Raw genomic sequence first — 19,257 nt, 5'->3', positions numbered from 1 at the left:
GCTTGGCCTTTGGCGGCCAGGCTGCGGGGCCAGTCAATGCGCTGGCTGGCCGTTGCCAGCAGGCGGCCGGCGCGCTGCGTGCTCTGCGCGCGCCCCAGCTTGGCCTTGCCGGCCAGGCTGAGGCGCGTCAGGCTTTTTTTGCGATAAAGGGCCGCAGGGCCTTGACGGGCTCGATACCGGTGTGGCGCGGCGCGGCCATGCCGCCCCAGCCATCGGGCTGGCTGTGGTTGGCATTGGCGTTGTTGCTGTGGGCGTTAGCCTTGCTGGTTTGTGCCTGGTTTGGCGGTTGCCGCTGCGGTTGCTGCTGTTGGTCTTGTTGACCGTTGGGATCGTTGGCCTGGCCACTCGGCGATGGCGGCTGCGCCGCATCGGCATTGCGGCGGTGGGCCAGTGCCAACTCCGCCACGGCCTGCACATCGGCCAGGCTCACCTCGGCATGGCCCGCCAGTGCTGCCTGGGCGCGGGCGGCACGCAGCATCACCAGGTCGGCACGCACGCCTTCGGCACCGGATTGCTGGCACAGCTGTGCAACGGCATCAAACACTGCATCGGGCCAGACGACGCTGGCCAACTGCTGCCGTGCCGCCGCAATCTGCGCGCGCAGCCGGGCTTGTGCCTCCGCTTGCTGGGCGCAGAACTGGGCCGGGTCTGCGTCAAAGGCCATGCGGGCACGCACGATGCGTTTGCGCGTCTCCACATCGGGCACATTGGGCAGGCGCACAAACAGGCCAAAGCGGTCGAGCAACTGCGGGCGCAGCTGGCCTTCTTCGGGGTTCATCGTGCCGATCAGCGCAATGCGCGCGGCATGCTGGTGCGATACGCCATCGCGCTCGATGCGGTTGGTGCCGCTGGCGCTGACATCGAGCAGCAAGTCCACCAGGCCATCGGGCAGCAGGTTGACCTCGTCCACATACAGAATGCCCTGGTGCGCCTGGGCCAGCAGGCCGGGGCGGAACTGCACGGCCGACGATTGCAGCGCAGCTTCCAGATCCAGCGCGCCTTGCAGTTGTTCTTCAGTGGTGCCCAGCGGCAGATTGACAAAATGGCCGCTGGGCAGCAGCGCAGCCAGCGCGCGGGCACTGGTGGATTTGGCAGTGCCGCGCGGGCCTTCCACCAGTACGCCGCCCAGTTGCGGATCGACCGCCAGCAGCAGCAAGGCCTGCTGCAGCGCGGCCTGGCCCTCAATGGCGCTGAAGGGAAAATGCAGATCGGTGGCGGTGCTCATCGCATCTCCAGCAGGTGTTCGGTCTCGAGCAAATGGGTCTCCAACAATTGGGGGTAGTCGCCGGGCGCTTGCCACAGCCCGCGCTGTATGGCCTCGAGCAGGCGCTCGCACATGCCGTGGAAGGCCTGCGGATTGTGCTGCTGCATAAAGGCGCGCGTGGTGTCATCGGCGACAAAGGCATCAGTCACGCGGGCGTACTGGTCGTCGCGCACCACGCGGGCGGTGGCATCAAAGGCAAAGAGGTAGTCCACGGTGGCGGCAATCTCGAACGCGCCCTTGTAGCCATGGCGCTGCACGCCCTCGATCCACTTGGGGTTGGTGGCACGCGAGCGCACCACGCGGCTGATCTCTTCTTGCAGACTGCGCATGCGCGGCGACTCGGGGTTGCTGTGGTCGCCAAAGTACAGGGCCGGTTGCTGGCCGCTGTAGTGGCGCACGGCAGCGGCCATGCCGCCCTGGAACTGGTAGTAGTCGCCGGAGTCGAGCACATCGTGCTCGCGGTTGTCCTGGTTGTGCAGCACCAGCTGCATCTCGGCGAGGCGCCGCACAAAGGTCTCGGGCACCTGGCTGCCATCGTCGTGCTGGCCGTAGGCATAGGCGCCCCAGTTGCGGTAGGCCGTTGCCAGGTCTTCGTCGCTTTGCCACTGGCCGCTGTCGATCAGGCCCTGCAGGCCAGCGCCGTAGCTGCCGGGCTTGGCGCCAAACACGCGCAGGCCTGCCTGGTGGCGCGCCTCCTTGGCGTCCAGCCCCTGCTGCTGCAGCTGCGCGGCCTCGGCCAGCACGCGGGCGCGGATCGGGTTTTGCGCGGCGTCTTCGTCGTCGAGCGCCGCAACCTTTTGTACGGCGGCATCAAACAGGCGAATCACATTGCTGAACGCATCCCGGAAAAAGCCCGAGACGCGCAAGGTCACATCGACCCGGGGCCGCCCCAGCACATGCAGCGGCAGCACCTCAAAATCGCTGACCCGCCAGCTGCCATCGGCCCAGGTGGGGCGCACGCCCATCAGCGCAAAGGCCTGCGAGATATCGTCGCCACCGGTGCGCATGGTGGCCGTGCCCCACACGGACAGGCCAATGGTGACGGGGTATTCGCCATGCTCTTGCGTGTAGCGCTCGACCAGCAACTGCGCGGATTTAAAGCCCATGCCCCAGCTGGTTTGCGTGGGGATGGCGCGCGTATCGACCGAGAAGAAATTGCGCCCCGTGGGCAGCACATCGGGCCGGCCGCGTGTGGGCGCGCCGCTCGGGCCCGCCGGCACAAAGCGCCCCGCCAGGCCGCGCAGCAGTTGCAGCAGCTCTTGCGGGCCGCAAGCGGCCAGGCGGGGGCGCAGATCCTGCTGCACACGCGCCAGCACGGCATGGGTGTGACCTTGGCTAAGGTCTGCCAGCGCTGGCGGCAGCGCTGCGCCGGGTGCCAGTATTTGCAATGCCAGCAGCTCCAGGCGCTCGCGGGTATCGCCGTGGTGACGCCAGGCTTGGTCAGTCAGATCCTGCAGCAGGCTGGGGCGCGGGCCGGTCCAGGCAGCGGCCCAGTCGGCATCGAGTGGGTCAAAGTCCAGGCCCAGATCGCGGGCGATGGCGCGCACCAGGCTTTGGTTGGCGCCCTTGCCAGCACCGACCGGGTGGCGCGCCAAGGCGAGCAAGGTGTCGGTCTCCAGCCGGCCGGCGGGCGAGACGCCGAAGATATGCAGGCCGTCGCGGATCTGGCTTTCCTTCAACTCGCACAGGTAGGCATCGGTGCGGTTGAGCAGCTGCTGCTCTTCCTCGTCGCTGGCGGGCGCCTGCAGGCCCAGGTCCTGGTGCAGGTCGTGCTGCACGATGTGGGCGAGGATCTGCTTGCGCAGGATTTGCGCGCGCTTGTGGTCCAGGGTGGCGGCCTCGTAGTACTCGTCCACCATGCGCTCCAGATCGCGCGTGGGCCCATAGCTCTCGGCGCGGGTGAGCGGGGGCATCAGGTGGTCAATGATCACGGCCTGGGCGCGGCGCTTGGCCTGCGTGCCTTCGCCGGGGTCATTGACGATAAACGGGTAGAGGTGGGGCAGGGGGCCCAGCACCAGATCGGGCCAGCAGCTGGCCGACAGTGCCACGCTCTTGCCGGGCAGCCATTCGAGGTTGCCGTGCTTGCCCACATGCACCATCGCATCGGCCTGCCATTGGCTGCGCAGCCAGTGGTAGAAGGCCAGGTAGTAGTGCGGCGGCACCAGGTCCGGGTCATGGTAGGCGGCCAGCGCATCAAGCTGGTAGCCGCGCGCCGGCTGCACGCCGACAAAGATCTGGCCCAGGCGCAGACCGGACACCATAAAGCGGCCTTCGCGCAGCATCGGGTCTTGTGCGGGCGTGCCCCAGCGCTCGGTGATGGCCTGCTGGTTGGCGGCTGGAAGGATGCCAAAGTACTGCAGGTAGTCGGCCAGGCTCAGGCTTTGCCAGGCGGCGCGCGTGGCCCAGGAGTCGGGCGCATTGGTGATGCCTTGCTGCAGCAGCTCCATCAGCGCCTGGCTGTCGGCGGGCATCGCATCGACGGCATAGCCATCGGCCACCAGTGCGCGCAGGATCTCGATGACGGAAGCAGGCGTATCCAGCCCCACGCCATTGCCGATGCGGCCTTCGCTGCTGGGGTAGTTGGCCAGCACCAGGGCCAGGCGCTTGTCGGCATTGGGCTTGCGGCGCAGCTGGCACCAGCGCTGGGCCAGCGCCACGACAAAGCCCATGCGCTCGGGGTGGGCCTGGTACTGCACCACATCCGATTGGGTCAGATCGCTGCGGTGCGACAGGCCCTTGAAGCTGATCGCCCGCGTGATGATGCGGCCATCGACCTCGGGCATGGCCACATGCATCGCAATATCGCGCGGCTGCAGGCCATGGGTGCTGTCCAGCCAGGTCTGCTCATTGCTGCCCGACAGGATCAGCTGCAACACGGGGATATCGCCTGCCAGGGCATGGTCGCCGGGCGTATCCAGCGAGGCCTGCGAGAAGGCGGTGGTGTTGAGGATCAGCGCGACCTCTTCGCTGGCGCACAGCGCCTGCAAGGCCGCCAGGCACCCGGCGTCCTTCAGCGATTGCAAGGCCAGCGGCAGCGGGTTCATGCCCTTGGCAAGCAGCGCCTGGCACAGGTCGGCAAACACCTGGGTGTTGCCCGACTGCAGATGCGCCTTGTAGAACAGCAGCATCACCACCGGCGCGCCGGGCTGCCACTGCAGCGGGCCCGGCTGCTGCCAGGTGGCGACCGTGGCCTCGTCGCTCGCGGGGTGGTAGACGGCCACCGCCGGCAGGGGGCGCGGGGGTAGCGCCGCATGCGGGCCGCCCAGCAGGCCGTGCCAGACAAAGCGGAACAGCTCGCGCGCATTGGCCAGGCCGCCTTCGCGCAGGTAGCGCCACAGGGTGCGGCAGTCCTGCTGCGGCACGGTGCTCTTTTGCAGCAGGTTCAGGTCCTCGCTGCTGTCGCCCGAGAACATGGCCAGCGCAATCTTGTGGGCGCGGCACAGCGACATCACCCGCTCGGTGCCATAGGGCCAGTAGCTCTCGCCGCCGAGGTGGTCGATGATGATGAGCTTGGCATGCTGCAGCACCTCATCGGCATACAGATCGACCGATGCGGGCTGGCGCAGGTACATCAGATTGGCCAGCCGCACGCTGGGCAGTTGCTCGCCATCCATGCCGGCCCGCAGCTGCGCATAGGCTTGCGCCAGCAGGGCCAAGGTGGTGTCTGCGGCGCTCAGGATCACGATGTCGGCCGGGGTTTGCCCCAGGCTGGAGACAAAGGCCTCGTCGTCGACAAAGCCACCGGGCTGGACCGCGAGCAAATGCATCAGAGCGCTCCGACCGGGCTGGCAGCGAGCTGGGCGCGGATGGCTGCCTCGTCCAGGTCATGGCCGATAAAGACCAGGTGGCTTGCGCGCTTTTCATCGGCGCGCCATGGGCGGTCAAAGTAGCTGTCAAAGCGCTTGCCCACGCCATGCACCACCAGGCGCATGGGCTTGCCGGGCAGGGCTACAAAGCCCTTGATGCGGTAGACGGTCTGCTGCGCGACCACATCGGCCAGCTGGGCCAGCAGTGCTTCGCGCTCCACTTCGCCCAGCTGCACGACGACGGAGTCGAAATCGTCATGGTCGTGCTCGTCATGCACATGGCCGGCTTCGTGCTCGTGGTGGCCCTTGCGCGACTCGATGCTTTCCTCGGACGCGCTGGACAGGCCCAGCACCACATCCAGGTCGATGCGGCCATGGTCGGCAGCCACGATCTTGACGGCAGGCGGAATGTCTTCGCGCACCAGGGCCTCGACAGCGGCGCGGTCGGCGGCGCTGGCCTGGTCAAGCTTGCTCAGCACCACCAGGTCGGCGGAGATGAGCTGGTCTTCAAACAGCTCATGCAGCGGCGACTCGTGGTCGAGGTTGGGGTCCTGCTTGCGCTGCAGATCGACCGCAGCGGGGTTGGCGGCAAACTGGCCGGCGGCTGCGGCGGGCACATCGACCACGGTGATCACCGCATCGACCGTGCAGGCGTTCTTGATCTCGGGCCAGTTGAAGGCCTGCACCAGGGGCTTGGGCAGGGCCAGGCCGCTGGTCTCGATGAGGATATGGTCGATATCGCCACGGCGCTCGATCAGCTTGCGCATCACGGGGTAGAACTCTTCCTGCACGGTGCAGCACATGCAGCCATTGGCCAGTTCATACAGTTGGCCGGCCTGCTCGCCGTTCTCGTCTTCGCAGCCAATGCCGCAGCCACGCAGAATCTCGCCATCAATGCCCAGCTCGCCGAACTCGTTGACGATCACCGCAATGCGGCGGCCGTTGGCGTTGGACAGGATATGGCGCAGCAAGGTGGTCTTGCCGCTGCCCAGAAAGCCGGTGACGATGGTGGCTGGAATCTTCTGGCTGGTGCGCATGGGGGATGTCTCCAAATAAAAGGGGAGGGCTGCCGGGCAAGCCTGGGGCGGGGCCGGTGGGCGCAGCGCGCGCGGCAGTCTGAAACAAAAAGGGGGAGGCGGGGCGGGGGCCGGGGCCGGACGAGTGCTGGCCGCCTAGCGGCCGCATCCCGCCAACGGCCAGGCCAGGCCTGTGCGCCATAGCGCCGGGTGCAAGGGCAGCGCCAAGCGGCGGCTGGGGGCAGGTGTCTGCATGGGAACTCCAGGAAAAGCGCGTCCTAGGCAAACCAGCGGGCTTGATGCCGGTTGCAGCTGGTTCGGGGGTGGCTTGGCACAAAGGTCTGACTTGGCAGCGCAAGGCGCGGGGCGAGCCCGGGGCCTGCGGCAGCGATACAGTGGCGCGACCGTGCCGGATTGTCACCGGCTTCTTTGCGAACAAGTGCGGGCCATTCTACTGCGTCCGAGGGCGTGGCTGGGGGCGCTGGCATGGCGGGCGGCATGGCTTCTCGCAGATCTGGGGCACTGCTTGGCGCGAGTCTTCAACAAGCCCTTGTTGATGGCTATAAAAGAGGCTTGTCCTGTTGCAAGGCTGCCAGCGCAGTCTGCGATGATGCATTGGCACCGCTGCCCGCCCTTTGCAGGGGCCTTGTTTTTTCACCATTGAGATGTACGCCCATGTCCACACGCCTGCACGCCGTCCAATCCGATATCACCAAGCTCCATATGGGGGCGATTGTGAACGCCGCCAACTCATCGCTGCTGGGCGGTGGCGGGGTGGACGGTGCCATCCACCGTGCAGCTGGCCCGGACCTGGTGCACGAATGCCGGCTGCTGGGTGGTTGCAAAACGGGGGATGCCAAGCTGACCCAGGCCTACCGGCTGCATGCGGACTACATCATCCATACGGTAGGGCCCGTGTGGCGGGGCGGGGACCACGGCGAGCCGGAGCTGCTGGCTGCTTGCTACCGGCGCTGTATGGCGCTGGCCGAGGAGAAATCGGTGACATCCATCGCTTTTCCCAGCATCAGCACGGGCATCTTTGGCTATCCCATGGCGTTGGCTGTGCAGCTGGCAGTGCGCACGGTTCGAGAGAGCTTGTCTGCACACACGTCGATTGAAGAGGTGGTCTTCTGCTGCTTTTCCCCAGCGGATCTGCTTGCATATGAAGCGGTCTTGAACGCACCCACGGCCTGATTCATGGGCCAGCCGGCTCTATCTGCTCGATACCCCCGTGACCCAACCTCGCTACCGGCTGCCAGGGCTCGATGGGCTTTTCGGGCGCATTGCTAGCAAACGCTAAAGTTTTCGGTGCTTTATTTCAACATTTCAAGTATCATTGAAATATGAATGAAGACCATGTCATCAAATCGCTGGCCGCACTGGCCCACCAGGTCCGCTTGCGGGTGTTTCGTGCGCTGGTGGTGGCCGGGGCTGACGGGCTTACGCCCTCGGTGTTGGCGGAGGCGCTGGGCGTTGCGGCCACGGCGCTGTCCTTCCACCTCAAGGAGCTGGTCCATGCGGGCCTGGTCACGCAGGAGCGCGTGAGCCGCAACCTGGTCTACCGCGCGGACTTTGCGCGCATGGATGGCGTTCTGCGCTATTTGACCGAGAACTGCTGCGCGGGCGCCCGCTGCGAGGTGACCGCTCCCCAGTGCTGCCCTGCCAGCGACAAAGGCTGCTGACGATGACCACCCATGTATTGGTGCTGTGCACCCACAACTCGGCCCGCAGCGTGCTGGCCGAGGCCATGTTCAACCACTGGGCGCAGACACTGGGCATCGATGCCAAAGCCTTCAGCGCCGGCGCTGCACCCAGTGGCCGTGTCCATCCGCAGGCGCTGGCGGCGTTGCGTGCTGCGGGTGTGGATGTATCGGCGCTGGCGAGCAAGAGCATGGACCTGTTTGCGCAGCCTGGTATGCCAGAGATGCGCGTGGTCATCACCGTTTGCGACAGCGCCGCTGCCCAGCCTTGCCCCTTGTGGCCGGGCGCGCCAGTGCGTGCCCATTGGAGCTACCCGGACCCCTCCGAGGCCGCCAGCGAGGAGCAAGCCCAGCGCTTTGAGCTGACCCGCCAGGCGCTGGCCTACCGCATGCTGCAGCTGCTGCAACTGCCGTTTGACAAGCTGGGCAACCAGGCGCTGCAAGCGGCCGTGCAGCGGATTGCGGAGTCTTGAACATGCCCGTGCCTGAGACCAAGCCGGTGATCGGTGGGTTTGAGCGCTACCTCACGCTCTGGGTGCTGCTGTGCATCTGCGCTGGCGTGGGCCTGGGTTATACCGTGCCGGGCCTGACCGAGGCCGTGGCTGCGATGGAGGTGGCCAAGGTGAACCTGCCGGTGGGTGTGCTCATCTGGGTGATGGTCATTCCCATGCTGCTCAAGATTGACTTTTCTGCGCTGTCGCAGCTGCGCCGCCATGCACGGGGCATAGGGGTGACCTTGTTCATCAACTGGGGCCTCAAGCCGTTTTCGATGGCCTTGCTGGCCTGGCTGTTTTTGCGCCATGTGTTTGCGCAGTGGCTCGATCCTGCGCAGATAGACAGCTATGTCGCCGGTTTGATTTTGCTCGCCGCAGCGCCTTGCACGGCGATGGTCTTTGTCTGGAGCCAGCTGTGCAAAGGGGATCCGTACTTCACGCTGTCGCAGGTGGCCTTGAATGACGCCATCATGCTGGTGGCCTTTGCGCCGATCGTCGCCTTGCTGCTGGGCATCTCCTCGATCACGGTGCCCTGGGACACCTTGCTGGTCTCGGTCGTGCTCTACATCCTGGTGCCGGTGGCGCTGGCCCAGATGCTGCGCAAATACCTGCTCAGGCGCGGCAGCCAGGCACTGGGCCGGGCCGCCGAGCTGATGGGGCCGGTGTCCATCCTGGCCTTGCTGGCCACGCTGGTGCTGCTGTTTGCGTTCCAGGGCCAGTCGATCCTGGCGCAGCCCTTGGTGATTGCGCTCTTGGCCGTGCCTATCCTGGTGCAAGTGGTGCTCAATGCCGGGCTGGCGTACTGGCTCAACCAGAAGCTGGGGGTGGCCCATTGCGTGGCCGGGCCCTCGGCGCTGATTGGTGCCAGCAACTTCTTTGAACTGGCCGTCGCCACCGCGATCAGCCTGTTTGGCCTCAACTCGGGCGCAGCGCTGGCCACCGTGGTCGGCGTGCTGATCGAGGTGCCGGTGATGCTGGCCGTCGTGGCCGTTGTCAATCGATCCAAGCGCTGGTATGAGGATGCCCTGCCAGCTCTGCCCACCCAAGGACACTGATGTCTGCTGATGCCCTCTCCCGCCATATCGACGCCCGCAGCTTCCAGGCCCCTGGCCCGCAGCAGCTGCAGCCTCGCCAGCTGTCTGCCCATGCTCCGCGCATCCTGATGCTGTATGGCTCGCTGCGTGAGCGCTCCTACAGCCGGCTCCTGACCCAGGAGGCAGCGCGGCTGCTGGAAGGCATGGGGGCCGAGGTCCGCATCTACGATCCCGACGGCTTGCCGCAGCCCGATACCGTGCCGGAGGACCACCCCAAGGTGGCGGAGCTGCGCGCGCTGGTGCGGTGGTGCGAAGGCATGGTCTGGACTTCACCGGAGCGCCACGGCGCGATGACCGGCATCATGAAGACCCAGGTGGACTGGATACCGCTGTCCGACGGCGCCGTGCGGCCCACGCAGGGAAAGACGCTGGCGGTCATGCAGGTGAGCGGCGGCTCGCAGTCCTTCAATGCCGTGAACCAGCTGCGCATTCTGGGCCGCTGGATGCGCCTGTTGACCATTCCCAACCAAAGCTCGGTCGCCAAGGCCTACCAGGAGTTTGACGACGAGGGGCGCATGAAGCCATCGCCTTTTTATGACCGCGTGGTGGATGTGATGGAGGAGCTGCTGAAGTTCACCCTGCTGACCCGGGACCTTGCGCCGTATCTGGTGGACCGCTACAGCGAGCGCAAGGAGGAGCGCGCAAAGATGCATGCCCAGACCTTGGCGAGCCTGTGAGCGCTGCGCGGGATACAAAAGGGGTGACACAGTCCTGAGGGCTGAGAAGACTCATAGAGGAAGGCCTCTAGCGGTTGGCGATTTGCTAGCATGGCGCAACTTGCCCCAGACCCATGACCAAAAATCGCTACCGCCTGCTCGTTATCGCCACCGTCCTCCTGTTAGTGCTGTCCATCCGCATGGATTTCAGGACCGAGCTGCTGTCCTCGCAGCATCCGCTGCGGTTTCCTATCGCGCTGGAGGGGGAGATGGTCGTGCTGCTGTGCTTCATCATCTTGGGTTGGACCGCCGGTTTTTATGGCTGCATGCGCTTTCGTCCCTGGGCGCCTGCGCTCAACCTGGTCACCACCGCCTGCGGGCTGCTGTTTATCGTCGGCAACAACTGGCTCTCCGTCGAGTCCTCCTGGGCCCAAGTGCTGGATTTTCTGGCCAATGCCTCGGGCGGTTTGACCTTGATGCTGCCTTACTTCAACGACCAGGTCCGAAAGATGTTTTGGCCGGAGCCGGATTAAGGTCCGGCCCCCCGCCCGCGCATCAGCGCTGCAGCGGCTGGCCAAACCAGCGTTGAATTGCCTCAGCCGCCTGGTCCTGCTCCACAACACCTTCACCCACCCAGGCGACGATGCCATCCGGGCGGACCAGCAGCGATTGCAAGCCAAGTTCATCAGCCGCGCTGCTGGCGATATAGCGAAGGCGCCCCTTCCACCCTGCTGACAAGTCGCGCAACGGCGCGGCGCTGCCAAAGTCCAGCAGCAAGCCATGGCCGGTCTGCAGATGGCCAGCGAGGGTCGAGCCATCGGCCAGCGCAAAGTCGGGCGCGCTGCGGCCGACCAAGGGGTGGGGGTCGCCGAGGTCATAGCGCAGCGTCGCGCCCCAGACGCGATCGGCAAAGTAGGTGGCGCCGTCGCGCGTGGCGACCAGGTCGCGCAGGATATCGGCGAGGGCGCGTGTGGCGGGGCTGGGCCGCATCAGGGCGACCTGGGCGCGGGACCAGTCCAGCACCTGGGCGCCGACCGGGTGGCGCTCGGCGGTATAGCTGTCCAGCAGGCCCTCTGGCGCGTCGCCTTGGATGGTGGCGGCCAGCTTCCAGCCCAGGTTCATTGCATCCCCAAGACCGAGGTTCAGGCCCTGGCCGCCCAAGGGCGAGTGGATATGGGCGGCGTCTCCCGCCAGCAGCACGCGGCCCTTGCGGTAGCTGCTGGTCTGGCGGGCGCGGTCGGTCCAGGTGGATGCGAGTTGTAGCGATGTGATCGCGGCATCGCTGCCGCTGACCCGGCGCAGCACCGTTTGCACATGGCCTGCAGTGATGGGCGCACTGCCGTGGAACGCGCCGCCGTCAAAATCCACCATCGCGATCGTGCCGGGCGGCTGGAAGGTGTACATGCCCGTGGCCGTGTAATGGCGGCCGGGGCTGAGGGCAGCGCTGTTCTCCAGCGTGGCCTCTACCGAATAGCCCGTGAATTCGGGCTCGGTGCCGGCGAAGTCAAAACCGGCGGCTTTGCGGATCTGGCTGCGGCCACCATCGCAGCCCACCAGCCAGCGGCTTTGCAGCTGTGCATCACCGGCTTGCACTTGCACGCTGTCGGCTGACTGCACCAGGCCGGACACGCGAACCCCTCGGCGCACATGCACACCCAGTTCTGCCGCCCGCCGTGCCAGCACCGATTCAAGGCGCTCCATGGTCGTGGGCATGCTTTCGCTGACGGGGCTGGGCAGCCGGTAGGGCCAGCGTGTGGTGTCAATCTGGTCCTGGAAGAACTGCAGGCCCGCAAAGTGCCCACCGGGCCGGCGCGCATGCTGCAGCCAGTGGGGGCGCGATGCGGCGGGCGCGCCACCATGCAGGGACGCGGTGACGGCCTCCAGCAAGCCCCGGCGCTGCAGCGCCTCCAGCGAGGGGATAGTGAGGCCACGAATGCCAAAGGGCGCTTGCTTGAGCGGGGAGTGCGGGTCGCCGGCTTGCTCGAGCACCAGCACAGAGCACTGGGCGAGCCGCAGCTCGCAGCTGAGCAGCAGGCCGACGGGGCCTGCACCAACAACGATGACGTCGTAAGGGGGGATCGTAGGCATGGACATGTCCTCTCTCGTTTGACCGTTCGGCCGGAGTGATTCTTTGTCTTGAGAACCCCTGGGACGAACCGATGGCCGCATGCAGATGCGGTGCAAGTTCGTCGTGGGGACCCATGCGCGGGCAGAGTCAGCGCTTCCGTGGGGAAGGACCTGGGCTTACCAAACCAAGTCTGCCTTTTTCGACGGGCGGATTATAGCGCTGTGTCTAAAGAAGGTGCCAGTGCCGATTTCAGCGCGGCCATCAAGACGCGCACCCGCTGCGGCACGTATTTGCGGCTGGGGTAGAGCGCCCATACCGACAGGCTGGGGAGCACGGCGTCTGAGAGCGTGATGGCGACCAAGCGGCCGTCTGCGGTTTCGTCCACCACATCCCAGTGGGTCATCATCGCCAGCCCCATGCCGCGCAGGCAGGCGGCGCGCACGCCTTCCACCGAGTTGCAGCCAAAGCGCCCGTTGACCCTAAGCTGCCGCTCCTGGCTATCGACCAGAAACGGCCAACTGGGCATGCTGCTGAGCTTGATGCAGGCATGGTGGTCGAGATCCTTCAAGCTGTGCAGCGCGGGGGCCTGCGCCAGGTAGGCGGGGCTGGCACAGAGCACCCTGGGGTTGGGGGCCAGCTCTTGCGCAACCAGGTCTGATGCGCTGGGCGGCGCGATGCGGATGGCCAGGTCCATGCCTGCGGCGGTGATATCGGTCACCTTGTCATCGAACTGCAGATCAACGCGCAGTGCAGGGTTGGCCTGCATGAGCTGCTCGGCCACGGGTAGCAGGATGCGCCGACCAAATGCGCCGGGCGTTGTGACACGCAGCAGGCCATGGGCCCCTTGTGCGGCAGGCGCCAGGGTGCTGGCTGCTTCGCCGACGGCATCGAGGATGGTGCGGGCCAGGGGCAGAAACTCCTCGCCTTCAGCGGTAAGGGTGACGGCGCGGGTGCTGCGGTGCATCAGCCGCGTGCCCAGCGAACGCTCTAGCGCCGCCAGGTGGCGCGACGCGGCCATCGGTGTCAGGCCGAGCTGGCGCGATGCGCCTGCCAGGCTACCCACGGTGCTGGCCGCTACAAAGACGGCCACAGAATCGGTATCCATAACGATTTTTGATATTGAGGCATCCCATTTTGTGCCACTACCGCTTGGCAGGGAAGGCCATTAGATTAGTTATTGTTATTTTCAACGAATGAGACATCTTGTGAATCTGGATACTTCGCCCCTGCAAACGCCATTTGATCTGAAGCAGCTGAGCCTGCGCAACCGCCTGGCGGTGGCGCCGATGACGCGCGTGACCGCAACGCCCGACGGGCTGCCGACTGCCACCATGCAGCGCTACTACCAGCGCTTTGCGCAAGGTGGTTTTGGGCTGGTGATTACCGAAGGCAGCTTTATCGACGAGGCCTGGTCGCAAACCTACGAAAACCAGCCCGGCATGGCCAGCGATGACCAGGCCCAGGCTTGGCGCCCGCTGACCGCCCAACTACAGGCCTCCGGCACGCGGTCCATCGCGCAGCTGCAGCATGCCGGGGCGCTGTCGCAGTTCAACCGCTACCGGCCGGGGCAGACGATTGCACCGTCTGCGGTACCGCCTCGCGGCCTGCAGATGCCGTTTTACCGGGGCGAAGGGGCGTACCCCATCCCGCGCGCCATAACGCAAGAAGAGATGGCCGATGTGGTGGCCCACTTTGGCAGTGCGGCGGCCCGTGCCGTGGGCCTCGCAGGCTTTGATGGCGTCGAGATCCACGGGGCCAACGGCTATCTGCTGGACCAGTTCCTGACAGCGCATACCAATCTGCGCACGGACCGCTGGGGTGGCGCATTGCCTCAGCGCCTGGAGGCTGCTGTTGCCACGATCCAGGCGGTGCGCGCGGCAGTCGGTGCCGATGTGCCGGTGGGCATTCGCGTGTCCCAGGGCAAGGTGAACGACTTCGGCCATAAATGGGCCGAAGGCGAGCAAGGCGCTGAGACCATCTTTGGCACGTTGGCGGATGCGGGCGTGGACTACATCCATGTCACCGAGTTTGAAGCCTGGCAGCCCGCGTTTGGCGCGGAAGGCCCGAGCTTGGTTCAGCTGGCCCGCCGGTTTGCGCCGGGCTTGACCATCATCGCCAATGGCGGTTTGCATGATGCCGACCGCGCGCTGCAGCTGCTGGCTCACGGCGCCGACCTGATCGCTTTGGGGCGCGGCGCGCTCAGCAACCCGGATTGGCCCCGCAAGCTTGAGCAAGGCCTGCCAATGAAGGCGTTTGACCGCAGCATTCTGGGGCCGATCGCGGATATCAAGGCGTCGGAATTGGCCGCCGCCTGAAGGCACAGGCCCTTCTTTTGGCGGTAGGTATCGGCGACTATTTGGAGTGCCTCAGCCCTTCACACTGCCATTTTTTATAAGGCGGCGGGCGGGGTGGTATCTGCAGCCTAGACCAGCTGATGGATCCGTTGAACGGCAAGCTTTCCCGCCCGAGCAACCTGTGGATGTGCATGCGCTGCGGCCAGCTGGGCCATGGTTAGCAGTGCTTGGTCAGGGCGCTTTTCGATGGCCATAGCGACGGCCTCGCCGAGAAAGAAGTCGTCATCGGCCACCAGTCTGTGCAACAGGTCCTTGTCTTCCAGGTTGAGCGAAGGAATCAGTGCGACCACGACTTCGTTCCATTCCTGGTCATCCAGCAGCCTGTGTATGCATGCACCCAAGGCATCCTGGTCCTGGGCAAGAGGGGATAGCGCGGGATGCAGATCGGAGACTTCCTGGTCACTGGCTTGCGCCTGCTGCAGCGCCACCAAAAAGCTGGTTGCCGAATCGAAAACGGCGCGCGTATCGCCATCGTGGCTGAGGAAAAGCACACAGCCCGCGAGCGGCGAGCGGGTGGCCAGAAGGTAGTGGTCGCTGGTGTCTGCATCATCGAGCACATAGCAGCCCAACTGTTGGACCAGGGGGTGGTAGGCGAATTGCGCGGTTTGGTCCAGCATCTCACTGGGAGCAAGCAGCTGTGGGTGGCGTGCAAGAAAAGGTGCGGAGGCCTCGACGTAGTGCTCAAGCAGATCGCGGTCTTCTTCTGGTGCGGGCATGGCTGGGTCCTTGGGTAAAGCGGTCGTCAAACCACGGCAGCCGTGAACGCATCCGGCCGCCGCGCCAGCAGCGCCGACAAGCGCTGCAGCCCCGCCTGCAAGCGCTCCCGGTCCTTGATGCTGCCCAGCGAGATGCGGATGGCATTGACCTGGGCAGTGTCTGCCGCGCCGCTGGCAAAGGCCTCCGCCGGGGTGACGGCGATGCCCTCGCGCTGGGCGGCTTGTGCGAGTTGGGCGGGACTCCAATACCCGGGAAGTTCCAGCCAGACATGCAGGCCATCGCCCTCGCCGCTGTAGCGGCCGGCCAGCAGATCGCGCGCCATGCGGTGGCGCAAGCGGGCCTCCATGCGCACGCCCTCCATCAGCCCATAGGCCGAGCCGCCCAAAATCCACTGCGTGGCCAGCGCGGCCGACAGTGGCGAGACCATCAGCGCAAAGGAGCGCAAGGCAGTCTGGAAGCGCTCGCGCAAGGCAGGATCGCGCACCAGCACAAAGGCCACGCGCAGGCCCGGCGTCAGGCATTTGGACAGGGTGGAGATATACAGCACCTGCTCGGGCGCCAGGCTGGCCAACGGTGGCGGCGGTGCTTCGGCCAGCAGCCAGTAGGGGTCGTCTTCCACGATGCGGACCTTGCAGCGCTGCGTGATGGCAAGCAGCGCCTGGCGCCGGGCAGACGGCATCGTGATGGCGGTCGGGTTCTGCAGGGTGGGGTTGAGGTAGAGCAGCGCCGGCTGATGCTGGCGGCAGGCCTGCTCCAGGCTCTCGGGCCGCATGCCATGCTGGTCAGCGGGCACGGCGATGATCTGCCGGCCCAATTGCGTCGCCGCTGCGCGCAGGCCGGGGTAGCCCATCGGCTCGGCCAGGATCACATCGCCCGGCTCAGTCAGCGCCAGGATGGAGGCGGCAATCGCCGCCTGCGCGCCCGGGCAGACAACCAACTGCTCGGCATCCACCGGCCCCAACATCGGCTTGAGCCATTGGGCGCCGGCCTGTCGGTCCACATCGCTGCCGCCGCCCAGGTGGTAGGTCATCAGCAGCGCAGAATCCGCCCCCATCAATACCTGCGACAGGCCTTGCTTCAACAGATCGTCAAAATCCAGCCCCGCCGGCGGCGGCGGGGTGTTCATACCCAGGTCGAGCACCGCCGTCAGCTCCACCTTGGGTGCCGCAACATAGGTGCCCCGCGCGCCGCGCCCTTCTAGCAGGTTGCGGCGCCTGGCCTCGTCGTAGGCGCGGGTGACGGTCGTCAGGTCTACGTCCAGCAAGGCCGCCAGATGGCGCTGCGGCGGCAGGCGATCCCCGGGTTTCAGCAGCCCATCGGCCAGGGCCGCTTGCAAGGCATCGGCAATCTGCAAAAAGCGCGGCCCGCCCCGCGCGCTCAGTCGCGGCAACCAGGGGAGGGCGTCGTCTTCTTGCATGCTTGTATCTGAGGATGTATGGATGGGCCGAGGGGGCCTCTGCAAAACGCACTGCCTTGGTCTGGACGCCAACTTGGGCGATCCGCTCCATCCCATTGGGCAAGGGTTTTGCAGACGGCCCCTGGGACAATTTGTCCGCATGTATGGAAATTGCTTTTGCGTACTATGCACCAGAACGCAGAGCGGCCCATGCTGGTATGGCAATCGCTGGCGTTGCGGCCTTAGGCATCGCTGGGGCTCGGACAGTGCCAAGTCATTGGCTGGAAATTTGCAAAATGATCGATTGGATCCCCGTAGTCTTCGTGATCTTCAAGCTGGGCATGTTCAGCACCTGCATGTTCTTTGCCATCAAATGGCATTACGACCAGGGCAAAAAGGGTGGCGACCCCCGCGCCGTGCTGCGCGCAGGCGGCAAGGTGGCGGCGATTTTTTTGGCGGCGCTACTGCTGCTGGGGCTGCTGACCTTTACCTTGGTCAGGACCATGGGCTTGGATTTGACGTTCTCTTGATGGGCCGCCATCCGTCCATCCCCGCTGATCGCTGGGTCGGGGCCGGGCACCGCATGCTTTGAACAGGTTCTTAGGCGGCGCCGCTAGTTTTGCTGGCTGGCGGCTGGGGCTCGGCAGCACTGAGCTGTTTCAGTACCGCATGCAGTGCATCGATGAATTGCTGGCCCGTTGCCGGGCATGGCTGCCGCGCAGACGTTATCGTCCAGATGCTGGAATACACCTCTGTTGCCAATGGCCTGACGACGATGTCATCGCGGGGGATATGCCGGATGCATGAGGCATCCACAATGGCAGCGCCCAAGCCCGTCTGAACGCAACTGAGGGCAATGGCCGGCGAGCGCACCTGAATGCTCGCCGAGCTGGCATCCATCGCCAGCGCCGAGGCGCATAGGCGTCCCAGCGGGGTGTCCGGCGGGTAGCCGATCCATGCGGTGTCGCACAGCGCAAGCGGATCCACCACGGCCTGGTCCGCCAGCGGATGCTGCGGGGGCAGTACGCACAGCAGGCGCTGGCGGCCCAGCAAGCGTGATTTCAAGCCCGGGTGGTTCGATTCCACCAAAGAAACGCCCACATCGGCTTGACCCGACAGCAGGTACTCTGGCAACTCGTCATAGGTCGCCGTGCGAAAGTCGACGCGCAATTGCGGGCTGTAGCGCATCAGTTGCTGCAGTGCCTGCGGAATCAAGGTGTTGGCAAACGTGGCACTGCAGGCCAGGTGCAAGGTGTCCACGCCCGCATGGCCGATGCGCTGGGCCAGGGTGTTGAGCCGGTCGAGGCCTCGGTACACGTCGCGCGCCTCTTCGTGCAGGCGCTGGGCTTCGGGCGTGGGCTGCAGCCTTCTGCCCAGCCGCTCAAACAACAAATAGCCCAGGCGGGCTTCGCAGTGCGCCAGTGCCCGGCTCAGCGCCGGCTGCGATACATGCAAGGCCAAGGCCGCGCCGCTGATGGTGCCGGTGGTCATGATGGCATGGAACACCTCCAGCTGCCGCATGTTCAGTGCGCGGGGGTGAATGGCGTGGCTGCTGGTTTCAGGCGAGTGGCTTGGCATGTGGTGTTAACCCCTGGTCGATATAACTTTGTTTGTGAATGCACCGACATTTTTCAATTTGGGTGAGTTCGGCTTGTCCTTTACGCTGCAAGCAATATTCAGACCCATGAAAGAGCCAAGCCATGAATCGCCGTCTTCTGAACCGTTTTGCCCTCCTGTTGCCCCTTGTTATGCTGGCCGCCCAGCCGGGCCCGGCGGCTGCCCAGGGCAACGCCAGCCAGCCGATCAGCTTTGTCGTGCCCTCTGCGGCCGGCGGATCTCCGGACGTACTCAGCCGCATCATTACCAACCAATGGTCGCTGAACGCCCACCGTCCGGTGATTGTAGAAAACAAGCCCGGAGCAGCAGGCAATATCGGTGTGGTGCAGGTGATCAGGGGCAATGAGCTCACCGTGGGCTATGGAAATATCAACACCCTGGCGGTCAATCGCGCGCTGTTCTCTACCCTGCCTTACGACGTGGACAAGGACCTGGTTCCGGTGTCGCACCTGTTCAACCTCTACAACGTTCTGATCGTTCCGGTGGCATCCAGCGTCCAATCCGTGCAGGACTTGCTGGCCCAAGCGCGCAAGAACCCCGGCAAGCTGTCCTATGGGGCTTCGGGCGTCGGCACCACCGGCCATATGAGTGGGGAGCTGCTCAACCATCTGGAAAAGCTCGATACCGTTTTCGTTCCCTACCAGGGCGGGCCTGCCGCGTTGCAGGACCTGATGGGCGGGCGCTTGGACTATATGTTCATCAACAGCTCCGAAGCGGTGCCGCTTATCAAGTCGGGCAAGGTGCGTGCGCTGGCCGTGACCCAGCTGGGCAAGCGGATCGAGCAGCTGCCCGATGTGCCGACCATGGACGAGGCGGGCGTCAAGGGCTACGAGATCGTCTCCTGGGGCGGTGTGGTGGGCAATCGCAAGATGACGCCTGAGCAGGCCAAGGCACTGGCGGCCGATCTGGACAAGGTGTTGAAGATGCCTAACGTGCGCGAAAGTCTTCAAGGCCTGGGCGCCCAGCCGGTGGGCGGCACGCCGGAGGATTTCAAGCAATTGATTGCCCGTGAGACTAAAAAATGGACCGAGATCATCCAGTCCAGCAAGATCGCAAAGCTCAACTGATCAGCCCC

17 protein-coding genes are annotated in these 19,257 nt (G+C 65.3%); 9 read left to right on the top strand and 8 right to left on the bottom strand.

Features of this window, described 5'->3' with window-relative positions; all coding sequences use genetic code 11:
- Window positions 1-127: 127 nt before the first annotated feature.
- The 3 genes from WH303_RS17285 to cobW are packed head-to-tail and all read right to left on the bottom strand — an operon-like array spanning window position 128 to window position 6,107.
- A complete protein-coding gene (locus WH303_RS17285; protein WP_339519981.1) occupies window positions 128-1,225 on the bottom strand; it encodes an ATP-binding protein in 1,098 nt (365 codons plus the stop codon).
- Window positions 1,222-5,031, bottom strand: a complete 3,810-nt coding sequence (cobN, locus tag WH303_RS17280) for a cobaltochelatase subunit CobN (protein ID WP_339519980.1) — start codon at window positions 5,029-5,031, stop codon at window positions 1,222-1,224. Before cobN ends, WH303_RS17285 begins: the two co-directional genes overlap by 4 nt.
- Complete coding sequence (gene cobW / locus WH303_RS17275; RefSeq protein WP_339519979.1) at window positions 5,031-6,107, bottom strand: cobalamin biosynthesis protein CobW; 1,077 nt, start codon at window positions 6,105-6,107, stop codon at window positions 5,031-5,033. Before cobW ends, cobN begins: the two co-directional genes overlap by 1 nt.
- A gap of 654 nt (window positions 6,108-6,761) precedes the next feature.
- Between cobW and WH303_RS17270 the strand changes: the two genes are divergently transcribed.
- The 6 genes from WH303_RS17270 to WH303_RS17245 all read left to right on the top strand — a co-directional run bounded on the left by WH303_RS17270 (window position 6,762) and on the right by WH303_RS17245 (window position 10,563).
- A complete protein-coding gene (locus WH303_RS17270; protein ID WP_339519977.1) occupies window positions 6,762-7,280 on the top strand; it encodes an O-acetyl-ADP-ribose deacetylase in 519 nt (172 codons plus the stop codon).
- A 149-nt stretch (window positions 7,281-7,429) separates the two neighbouring features.
- Window positions 7,430-7,768, top strand: coding sequence for an ArsR/SmtB family transcription factor (locus WH303_RS17265; RefSeq protein WP_021028683.1), 339 nt, complete (start codon window positions 7,430-7,432; stop codon window positions 7,766-7,768).
- A 2-nt stretch (window positions 7,769-7,770) separates the two neighbouring features.
- Window positions 7,771-8,259 (top strand): arsenate reductase ArsC, encoded by a 489-nt coding sequence (locus WH303_RS17260; RefSeq protein WP_339519976.1) that lies wholly within the window; start codon window positions 7,771-7,773, stop codon window positions 8,257-8,259.
- Window positions 8,260-8,261: 2 nt separating this feature from the next.
- Entirely contained in the window at window positions 8,262-9,335 is a 1,074-nt protein-coding gene (gene arsB / locus WH303_RS17255) for an ACR3 family arsenite efflux transporter (RefSeq protein ID WP_339519974.1), read from the top strand.
- Entirely contained in the window at window positions 9,335-10,051 is a 717-nt protein-coding gene (gene arsH, locus WH303_RS17250) for an arsenical resistance protein ArsH (protein ID WP_339519972.1), read from the top strand. Before arsB ends, arsH begins: the two co-directional genes overlap by 1 nt.
- Before the next feature lie 113 nt (window positions 10,052-10,164).
- The gene (locus WH303_RS17245; RefSeq protein WP_021028687.1) at window positions 10,165-10,563 is read left to right on the top strand and encodes a hypothetical protein; all 399 of its coding nucleotides are present in this window, start codon (window positions 10,165-10,167) and stop codon (window positions 10,561-10,563) included.
- Between the two features lie 22 nt (window positions 10,564-10,585).
- On the opposite strand, the gene WH303_RS17240 is transcribed toward WH303_RS17245, so the two are convergent.
- A complete protein-coding gene (locus WH303_RS17240) occupies window positions 10,586-12,124 on the bottom strand; it encodes an FAD-dependent monooxygenase (RefSeq protein ID WP_445228304.1) in 1,539 nt (512 codons plus the stop codon).
- A 185-nt stretch (window positions 12,125-12,309) separates the two neighbouring features.
- Entirely contained in the window at window positions 12,310-13,203 is an 894-nt protein-coding gene (locus WH303_RS17235) for a LysR family transcriptional regulator (protein WP_021028689.1), read from the bottom strand.
- 100 nt (window positions 13,204-13,303) lie between these two features.
- Between WH303_RS17235 and WH303_RS17230 the strand changes: the two genes are divergently transcribed.
- Window positions 13,304-14,413 carry an oxidoreductase gene (locus tag WH303_RS17230; RefSeq protein WP_021028690.1) on the top strand — a complete coding sequence of 370 codons (1,110 nt, stop codon included), beginning with the start codon at window positions 13,304-13,306 and terminating at the stop codon, window positions 14,411-14,413.
- 107 nt (window positions 14,414-14,520) lie between these two features.
- On the opposite strand, the gene WH303_RS17225 is transcribed toward WH303_RS17230, so the two are convergent.
- Both WH303_RS17225 and WH303_RS17220 read right to left on the bottom strand, forming a co-directional pair.
- Entirely contained in the window at window positions 14,521-15,168 is a 648-nt protein-coding gene (locus WH303_RS17225) for a hypothetical protein (protein ID WP_339519966.1), read from the bottom strand.
- 26 nt (window positions 15,169-15,194) lie between these two features.
- A complete protein-coding gene (locus tag WH303_RS17220; RefSeq protein WP_339519964.1) occupies window positions 15,195-16,586 on the bottom strand; it encodes an aminotransferase-like domain-containing protein in 1,392 nt (463 codons plus the stop codon).
- A 275-nt stretch (window positions 16,587-16,861) separates the two neighbouring features.
- Here WH303_RS17220 and WH303_RS17215 point away from each other — a divergent pair, with 275 nt between their 5' ends.
- Window positions 16,862-17,095, top strand: coding sequence for a hypothetical protein (locus WH303_RS17215; protein WP_339520006.1), 234 nt, complete (start codon window positions 16,862-16,864; stop codon window positions 17,093-17,095).
- 70 nt (window positions 17,096-17,165) lie between these two features.
- On the opposite strand, the gene WH303_RS17210 is transcribed toward WH303_RS17215, so the two are convergent.
- On the bottom strand, window positions 17,166-18,143 hold the full coding sequence (locus WH303_RS17210) for a LysR family transcriptional regulator (RefSeq protein WP_339519962.1): 978 nt from the start codon (window positions 18,141-18,143) through the stop codon (window positions 17,166-17,168).
- A 122-nt stretch (window positions 18,144-18,265) separates the two neighbouring features.
- Here WH303_RS17210 and WH303_RS17205 point away from each other — a divergent pair, with 122 nt between their 5' ends.
- Window positions 18,266-19,249, top strand: coding sequence for a Bug family tripartite tricarboxylate transporter substrate binding protein (locus WH303_RS17205; protein ID WP_445228303.1), 984 nt, complete (start codon window positions 18,266-18,268; stop codon window positions 19,247-19,249).
- The last annotated feature ends 8 nt before the right edge of the window (window positions 19,250-19,257 follow it).

The sequence above is a fragment of the Comamonas sp. MYb69 genome (assembly GCF_037479315.1).
Taxonomy (GTDB): domain Bacteria; phylum Pseudomonadota; class Gammaproteobacteria; order Burkholderiales; family Burkholderiaceae_C; genus Comamonas.
Note: the sequence above shows the minus strand (reverse complement) of the source record. Positions and strands in the feature narration are given on the sequence as shown.

What these genes read in the sequence shown, in the direction of transcription:
- WH303_RS17285 (WP_339519981.1), bottom strand. Translation starts at nt 1,225, where the DNA reads ATGAGCACCGCCACCGATCTGCATTTTCCCTTCAGCGCCATTGAGGGC.
- cobN (WP_339519980.1), bottom strand. Translation starts at nt 5,031, where the DNA reads ATGCATTTGCTCGCGGTCCAGCCCGGTGGCTTTGTCGACGACGAGGCC.
- cobW (WP_339519979.1), bottom strand. Translation starts at nt 6,107, where the DNA reads ATGCGCACCAGCCAGAAGATTCCAGCCACCATCGTCACCGGCTTTCTG.
- WH303_RS17270 (WP_339519977.1), top strand. Translation starts at nt 6,762, where the DNA reads ATGTCCACACGCCTGCACGCCGTCCAATCCGATATCACCAAGCTCCAT.
- WH303_RS17265 (WP_021028683.1), top strand. Translation starts at nt 7,430, where the DNA reads ATGAATGAAGACCATGTCATCAAATCGCTGGCCGCACTGGCCCACCAG.
- WH303_RS17260 (WP_339519976.1), top strand. Translation starts at nt 7,771, where the DNA reads ATGACCACCCATGTATTGGTGCTGTGCACCCACAACTCGGCCCGCAGC.
- arsB (WP_339519974.1), top strand. Translation starts at nt 8,262, where the DNA reads ATGCCCGTGCCTGAGACCAAGCCGGTGATCGGTGGGTTTGAGCGCTAC.
- arsH (WP_339519972.1), top strand. Translation starts at nt 9,335, where the DNA reads ATGTCTGCTGATGCCCTCTCCCGCCATATCGACGCCCGCAGCTTCCAG.
- WH303_RS17245 (WP_021028687.1), top strand. Translation starts at nt 10,165, where the DNA reads ATGACCAAAAATCGCTACCGCCTGCTCGTTATCGCCACCGTCCTCCTG.
- WH303_RS17240 (WP_445228304.1), bottom strand. Translation starts at nt 12,124, where the DNA reads ATGTCCATGCCTACGATCCCCCCTTACGACGTCATCGTTGTTGGTGCA.
- WH303_RS17235 (WP_021028689.1), bottom strand. Translation starts at nt 13,203, where the DNA reads ATGGATACCGATTCTGTGGCCGTCTTTGTAGCGGCCAGCACCGTGGGT.
- WH303_RS17225 (WP_339519966.1), bottom strand. Translation starts at nt 15,168, where the DNA reads ATGCCCGCACCAGAAGAAGACCGCGATCTGCTTGAGCACTACGTCGAG.
- WH303_RS17220 (WP_339519964.1), bottom strand. Translation starts at nt 16,586, where the DNA reads ATGCAAGAAGACGACGCCCTCCCCTGGTTGCCGCGACTGAGCGCGCGG.
- WH303_RS17215 (WP_339520006.1), top strand. Translation starts at nt 16,862, where the DNA reads ATGATCGATTGGATCCCCGTAGTCTTCGTGATCTTCAAGCTGGGCATG.
- WH303_RS17210 (WP_339519962.1), bottom strand. Translation starts at nt 18,143, where the DNA reads ATGCCAAGCCACTCGCCTGAAACCAGCAGCCACGCCATTCACCCCCGC.
- WH303_RS17205 (WP_445228303.1), top strand. Translation starts at nt 18,266, where the DNA reads ATGAATCGCCGTCTTCTGAACCGTTTTGCCCTCCTGTTGCCCCTTGTT.